5 protein-coding genes are annotated in these 6,912 nt (G+C 66.9%); 3 read left to right on the top strand and 2 right to left on the bottom strand.

Going from position 1 to position 6,912, the window contains the following annotated elements; all coding sequences use genetic code 11:
* The first annotated feature begins 16 nt into the window (after positions 1–16).
* From DMP03_RS07935 to DMP03_RS07925, 3 genes are read left to right on the top strand one after another with little or no spacing between them, the layout of a single operon-like run.
* The gene (locus tag DMP03_RS07935) at positions 17–1,522 is read left to right on the top strand and encodes a tryptophan--tRNA ligase (protein WP_152120172.1); all 1,506 of its coding nucleotides are present in this window, start codon (positions 17–19) and stop codon (positions 1,520–1,522) included.
* A 37-nt stretch (positions 1,523–1,559) separates the two neighbouring features.
* The gene (locus DMP03_RS07930) at positions 1,560–3,944 is read left to right on the top strand and encodes an ATP-dependent DNA helicase (RefSeq protein ID WP_225870792.1); all 2,385 of its coding nucleotides are present in this window, start codon (positions 1,560–1,562) and stop codon (positions 3,942–3,944) included.
* A gap of 1 nt (position 3,945) precedes the next feature.
* Complete coding sequence (locus DMP03_RS07925; RefSeq protein ID WP_152120171.1) at positions 3,946–4,566, top strand: trimeric intracellular cation channel family protein; 621 nt, start codon at positions 3,946–3,948, stop codon at positions 4,564–4,566.
* On the opposite strand, the gene DMP03_RS07920 is transcribed toward DMP03_RS07925, so the two are convergent.
* Positions 4,563–5,564, bottom strand: coding sequence for an ornithine cyclodeaminase family protein (locus DMP03_RS07920; protein WP_152120170.1), 1,002 nt, complete (start codon positions 5,562–5,564; stop codon positions 4,563–4,565). The genes DMP03_RS07925 and DMP03_RS07920 overlap by 4 nt on opposite strands.
* A 161-nt stretch (positions 5,565–5,725) precedes the next feature.
* Positions 5,726–6,889: an acyl-CoA dehydrogenase family protein gene (locus DMP03_RS07915; protein WP_152120169.1), complete on the bottom strand. Its 1,164-nt coding sequence runs from the start codon at positions 6,887–6,889 to the stop codon at positions 5,726–5,728.
* Positions 6,890–6,912 lie beyond the last annotated feature (23 nt).

Raw genomic sequence — 6,912 nt, 5'->3', positions numbered from 1 at the left:
CGAGACCGGCCGGGCGATGGCCGACGGCGGGAGCGCGGCCGGGGCCGACGACGTGACCCTCGACCCGTGGGGGTCGGCGAGCGTCGACGACTACCGGAAGCTGTTCGAGCAGTTCGGCATCGAGGCGTTCGACGACGTGCTCCCGCAGGTGCCGAACCCCCACTATCTGATGCGCCGAGGCGTCGTCTTCGGCCACCGCGACTACGGGCCAATCGCCGACGCGATGGCCAACGACGACCCCTTCGCCGTCCTCTCGGGCTGGATGCCCACCGGGGACCCGCACATCGGTCACAAGCTGATGATCGAGGAGATCGTCTATCATCAACAGCAGGGCGGCGACGCCTACGCGCTTGTGGCCGACCTGGAGGCGAACTCCGCCCGCGGTCTCTCGTGGGCAGAGATCGACCGCCACACCGAGGAGTATCTGCTCTCGCTGCTCGCGCTCGGTTTCGACCCCGAGGAAGGAGAAATCTACCGCCAATCGGGCAACGAACGGCTCCAGAACCTCGCCTTCGAGCTGGGCGCGGAGGCGAACTTCTCGGAGATGCAGGCGCTGTATGGCTTCGACGGGGAGACCAACATCTCACACATGCAGTCGGTCGTCACCCAGATGGCCGATATCCTCTATCCGCAACTCGACGAACCGAAGCCGACCGTCATCCCAGTCGGACCGGACCAAGATCCGCACATGCGATTTGCCCGCGACCTCGCGGACCGGACCCGCTACTTCGGGGTGACGGAGGCGTACGCCAGTTTCGAGGCCGACCCCGCAGAGCGTGTCCTCATCCGCGCGGCGTACGACGCCATCGACGACGACGATATCCGGTGTGAGGACGCCGCCGACTACCTGCGTGAACACCACGCCGACGAGGCCGGCACGAGCGTCCTGCCCAAACTCGACAACGCGGGCAAGGAGCCGATTCGCCCCCGCGTCCGGTTCCTCGATCGCAACGCTACCGACGAGGCGTTCGAGGCGCTCATCGATGCCATCGACGGGGAGAAACGCGTCTTCGAGGGCCACGTCGACACGTTCGATCTCGACGCCGACGCCGCCGAGGAGCTCGCCCGCGAGGTGGAACTGGGCCACGGCGGCTACGGCTTCATTGCTCCTTCCTCCATCTACAATCGGTTCATGACCGGACTGACCGGCGGGAAGATGTCCTCTTCGATTCCGGCCTCCCACATCAGCCTGCTCGACGATCCGGAGGACGGCTACGACAAGGTGAAGTCCGCGACGACGGGCGGACGCACCAGCGCCAAAGAGCAGCGCGAACTCGGCGGGAAGGCAGACGAGTGTCCCGTCTACGAGTTGTACACCTACTTGCTCGCCGGCGAGGACGACGAGTTTGCGACCGAGGTGTACGAGGAGTGTGTCGGCGGCGAGCGGCTCTGTGGCGGCTGCAAGGAGCAGGCCGCCGAGCTGATGGCCGAGTTCCTGGAAGACCACCAGGAGAAGCGCGAGGAGATGCGCCCCGTCCTCGAGGAGTTGGATATCGACATCGAGTCGCCGTGGCGACGGTGAGGAGGTTTTTGTCCGAAGCCGTGACCACTACACATCCGTGGCCCGAACAGACGAAGCGACAGTGACACGCGACGACTGGCGGGACATCTTCGGCCACGACGAGCCGTACCCCGAACAGGAGGACGGGATCGACGCCGCCGTCAGCGTCGCACGGCAATCCGGCTTCTTGAGCTTGGAGGGCGCGTGCGGCACCGGCAAGACGATGCTCGCGCTCACCGCCGGCATTCACCTCACCCGCGACCCCGACTCCGACTACGAGCGCGTCGTCGTCCTCACGAGCGTCAAACAGCAGTTGCGGCAGTTCGAGACTGACCTCCAGACGCTCAACGAGAATCTTCCCGCCGACTACGACCCCGTCACCGCGATGACGCTCGTCGGCAAGGCGGACGTGTGCCCGTACAACATCGAATCCCGCGCGGGAATCGACGACGCGAACGTATACGACCGGTGTGAGGGGTTGCGCGACCGCACGCGCGGGCTGACCGACGAGACGACCGCCGGTTCGCTCGCCGGTCGCGCCCGGAGCCAGCAGGTCGGTCTCGCTGACTCCGGCAGCGACGCGACCGCGCAGTTCATGGAGGTGCTCGGCGAGCCGACGCCGTACCCGCCCGACACGGTCGAGACGGACGGCGGAGTGGAGTACTGTCCCTTCTACGCCCAGTATCTCGACGACCTCCCCGAGGAAGGTGACCCCGCCGAAGCCGTCCCGTTCGACTTCACCGACGAGGGACTCATCGAGCGCGACGACCTCGTGCGTCTCTCCGCGAGCCACGGCACCTGCCCGCACTCGATGATGGGCGCGATTTTAGGCCACGCCGAGGTCGTCATCGGCAACTACTACCACGCCTTCGACCCGACGACCGTCGGCTCGTTCACCGGCGCACTGCTCGACGACTCGACGTTCGTCGTCTGTGACGAGGCGCACATGCTCGAACCCAGGGTCCGGGATTTGGTCTCCGAGCGCGTCGGCGACGCCACCCTGCGCGACGCCGAGAGCGAACTCGCGCGCGTCCTCCAGCCGCTCACCCTCGACGGCCAGCGAGGCGAGCGCACGACCGCCGGCCTGTCGGAGGCGCGTGACCTCATCCGTGCCGAACTCGAAGAGAGCGATGTCTCCGTCGACGAACTCGCGACGCTGCGTGAGTTCATCCGTGACCTCCGCGAGGAAATCGCCGACCGCATCGAGTCACACCTCGACGCCGAACACCGGGGCTGGCGCGCCGACCCGACGGACCTCCCCGACGAGGAGATTCCCCTGCGCGACCCCGAACAGCCCGGCGTGGACGCCATCACCGAATGGGCCGAGTCGGAAGGCTACACCGACGCCGTCTGGTCGCGCGCCGAGACGGTCGGTGCGGTCGTCGGGCGCATCCTCGACGAGGCCGAAGACGAGGACGCCCGCCGCGCCGCTCCGGGTACGGGTCGGGTGCTCGGCGCGTGGTATCGCAACGACCACACAGACCACTTCCGGGAGATTGAACTCGAACGCAGCTACGCCGACGCCGACGCGACCAACGGCTGGCGGGGCGTCTACAACGCCGCGCTCGCCGTCCACAACTGCGTCCCCGGCGACGCCATCGCCGAGCGACTCGGCGATTTCGGCGGCGGCGTCCTGATGAGTGCGACCCTCGCTCCGCTCGACGTGTTCGAGGAGGTGTCTGGTCTCGCTGACCTCGAATCCGACGGCCGCCCCGTCGAACAGCGGGAGTACGAACTCGCCTTCCCCGAGGAGAATCGCGCCTCCTTCGCCGTCGACGTGCCGAAGTTCACCCACGACAACCGCGGCTATCCGCCGGCGACCGCGTCGGTGGACGCGGGAGCGGAGTCAGAAAACGACACCAGACGTATCTACGCGAACGCGCTCCGGGAGGTGGCCCAATCTCCGGGCAACGTCCTCGTCGGGATGCCCTCCTACGCCGAGGCCGAGTGGGCCGCCGGCGTCCTCGACTCGCTGAACAAGGAGGTGCTCATCGACGAGTCCAGCGGCGACGACGCCACCGAACGGCTCAAAGCCGAGTTCTTCCGCGGCGACGGGAAGGTGCTCGTCACCTCGCTGCGTGGAACGTTGACCGAGGGCGTCGATTATCGCGGGGACCGACTCGCAGCCGCCGTCGTCTGTGGTGTCCCGATCGTAAACACGGCGTCACCCCGGACGCGCGCGGTCCGGACGGCCTACGACCGCGAGTTCGGTGACGGCTTCGAAACGGCCCTGACGGTGCCGGCGGTCAGAAAAGCGCGACAGGCAATCGGGCGGGTGATTCGCGGTCCCGAGGAGGTTGGCGTGCGCGTCCTCCTCGACGCTCGCTACGCACGCGACTCGTGGGATTCGGTGCGGGCGTATCTCGGGCCCGAGCGCGAGGAGTTCCAGCCCGTCTCGCCGGATATGCTCCCGTTCGGACTGGAGCAGTTCTGGGGTGAGTGAGATGGTGGTCGACTCCGCGTTCGCCGTCGTCAACGCGGTCGGGCTGGTGGCGTTTGCGCTCGTCGGCGCGATGAAAGGGATTCGCGCCGGCTTCGATCCCTTCGGCGTCGTGGTCGTCGGGCTGGTCACGGCCTTCGGCGGCGGGACGACGCGGGACATCCTCGTCGACCGAATCCCGCTTTCGGTGCAGACGGCGTCGAACCTCAGCTACGGACTGCTCGGTGTCGTGCTCGCTGTCGGTCTCGCCCTCGTCATCAGCGACCCGGACAGACATCCGGCGACGCAGTTTGCCGACGCTGCCGGCTTGGGTGCGTTCGCCGCCACGGGGAGCATCGTCGCCACCGACGCCGGGCTGTCGGCGTTCGGCGTCGTCGCGATCGCAACTATCAACGCTGTCGGCGGCGGCGCGTTGACAGACCTGTTACTCGACCGCTCGCCGTTCGTCCTGCTCGAAGACATCTACGCGATCCCCGCCGTGCTCGGAGGGATGAGCTACGTCGCCGTGACGGGTCTCGGCCTCCGGGGCGCGACCGTCGCCTGTGTGGCTGTCACGGTTGGCACGCGACTGCTCGCCGTATCGAGAGGGTGGGACCTGCCGCCGATGAAGGAACTGCTCGCTTAGACGCGCGTGTCGACCAGCTGGAACGGCGTGCCGATGTCGCGGTCGGTCGCCTGCTCGTAGACGACGTGGGCCGCAGCCACGTCCTGAATCGCGAGTCCGGTCGAGTCGAAGACGGTGACACCCGTCGGGCCACCCTCCTCACCGCGGGCCGGGAGGGCGTCGGTCACGATGGCACCGAGTTCACCGTAGATATCCTCGTCGGTGAGCAGTCCTTGCGACCATGGCACGTTGATCTCTCCCGAGTGGGTACACTGCTCGTAGTCGTCGATGACGAGCGTCGCTCGCTGTAAGAGGGCGTCCTCGATTTCGTGCTTGCCGGGCGCGTCGGCCCCCATCGCGTTGATGTGGGTGTGCTCGCCGACGGCCTCGTCGGGGACGATTGGGTGCTCGACGGGCGTTACTGTCGAGAGGATGTCGCAGCCGGCGGCCTCCGCGGGCGACCCCTCGCGCACGTCGAACTCGTCGCCGAAGCGGTCGATGAACCGCTCGATTGCCTCTTCGCGCAGGTCCGAGACGACGACCGTCTCGATGTCGCGCACCTCGCTGATGGCCTCCAGTTGCGTGTACGACTGGACGCCAGCGCCGATGATACCCAGCGTCGAGGCGTCGGCGACGGCCAGATGGTCGGTCGCGACGGCGGCGGCTGCACCCGTGCGCTTGCGCGTCAGCGTCGTCCCGTCCATGATGGCGAGCGGGACGGCGTTCGTCGGGTCCGAGTAGATCATCGTTCCGAGCACGGTCGGCAGGTCGTGGTCGTCCGGATTGTCCGGGTGGACGTTCACCCACTTGATGCCGGCGGCGTCCCAGTCGTCGGCTTTCATGTACGCCGGCATCGACCGGAAGTCGCCGTTGTACTCCGGCAGGTCGATGTACGACTTCGCGGGCATCTTGATGTCGCCGCGCTCGTAGGCGGCGAACGCCTCCTCTACGGCCACGATAAGCTCCGAGGTGTGTGCGCCCGCCGACACGTCGTCGGGGTCGAGCAGTAGCGTCTCCATGGCGCAAAATTTGCACCCGCCGGCTTAATTCCACGCAAACGCGCCGGCGTACGTTCAAATACGAGAACGAAGCAATCCGCACGTGACGTAACTGTCGCGGCGACGGGTCACGGCGGGAGCGTGGCCCGCCCGTCGCCGCCGGCCACGGGCCACCTGTTCGCCTACTGGAACGCCGGAATCCCGGTCAGGTCGTGACCGACGATGAGCGAGTGGATGTCGTGGGTCCCCTCGTAGGTGTAGACGGTTTCGAGATTCGCCATGTGGCGCATCGGCGAGTAGTCGGCCGTGATGCCGTTGCCGCCGAGCATCTCGCGGGCGATGCGCGACTGGTCGCGCGCCATCCGGACGTTGTTGCGCTTCGCCATCGACACCTGCTCGGGTCGGAGGTCGCCGCGCTCTTTCAGCTCGGTGAGCCGGTGGACGAGCAGCTGCGAGGTGGTAATCTGGGTCGCCATCTCGGCGAGCTTCTCCTGTTGGAGCTGGAAGGAGCCGATTGGCTTGCCGAACTGGTCGCGGTCGGTGGCGTACTCGCGGGCGGTCTCGAAGCAGTTGCGCGCCGCGCCGACTGCGCCCCACGCGATACCGAAGCGCGCCTGCGTGAGACACGAGAGCGGGCCCTTCATCCCCTCGACGCCCGGCAGGACGTTCTCCTCGGGGACGTGGACGTTCGAGAGTTCGATCTGGCCCGTGATGGACGCGCGCAGAGAGAGCTTCTCGTCGATTTTCGGCGTCTCGACGCCGTCGCGATCCGTCTCGACGAGGAAGCCACGCACCGGATTATCCTCGCTGGTGTGGTCTTTCGCCCAGACGACCGCCACGTCCGCAAGCGGCGAGTTCGTAATCCATGTCTTCGTCCCGTTGAGCACGTAGCCGTCGCCGTCGGCCTCGGCGTGGGTTTCCATCGCCGAGGCGTTCGAGCCGTGATTCGGTTCCGTCAGGCCAAAACAGCCGATTTTCTCGCCCCGACCCATCGCCTCCAGCCACTTGTCCTTCTGGGCCTCGCTCCCGTAGGAGTGAATCGGATACATGACGAGCGCGCCCTGCACGGACGCCATCGAGCGAAGCCCGGAGTCGCAGGCTTCCAACTCCTGCATCAGGATGCCGTAGGCCGTCTCGGAGACGTTCGGCAGGTCGTAGCCGTCGAGGTTCGGCGCGTAGAAGCCGAGTTCGCCCATCTCCTCGATGAGCTCCGTCGGGAAGGTCCCTTCTATCCAGTGGTCACCGATGTCGGGACGGACCTTCTCCTCGACGAACTCGCGGGCGGTGTCGCGGATGAGTCGCTCCTCCGCGTCGAGGTCGGCCTCTAAATCGACATAATCGAGCATGGAGGAGAATGAGAATCCGAGGG

This window comes from Halosegnis rubeus, assembly GCF_009184545.1.
Classification (GTDB): Archaea; Halobacteriota; Halobacteria; order Halobacteriales; family Haloarculaceae; genus Halosegnis; species Halosegnis rubeus.
Note: the sequence above shows the minus strand (reverse complement) of the source record. Positions and strands in the feature narration are given on the sequence as shown.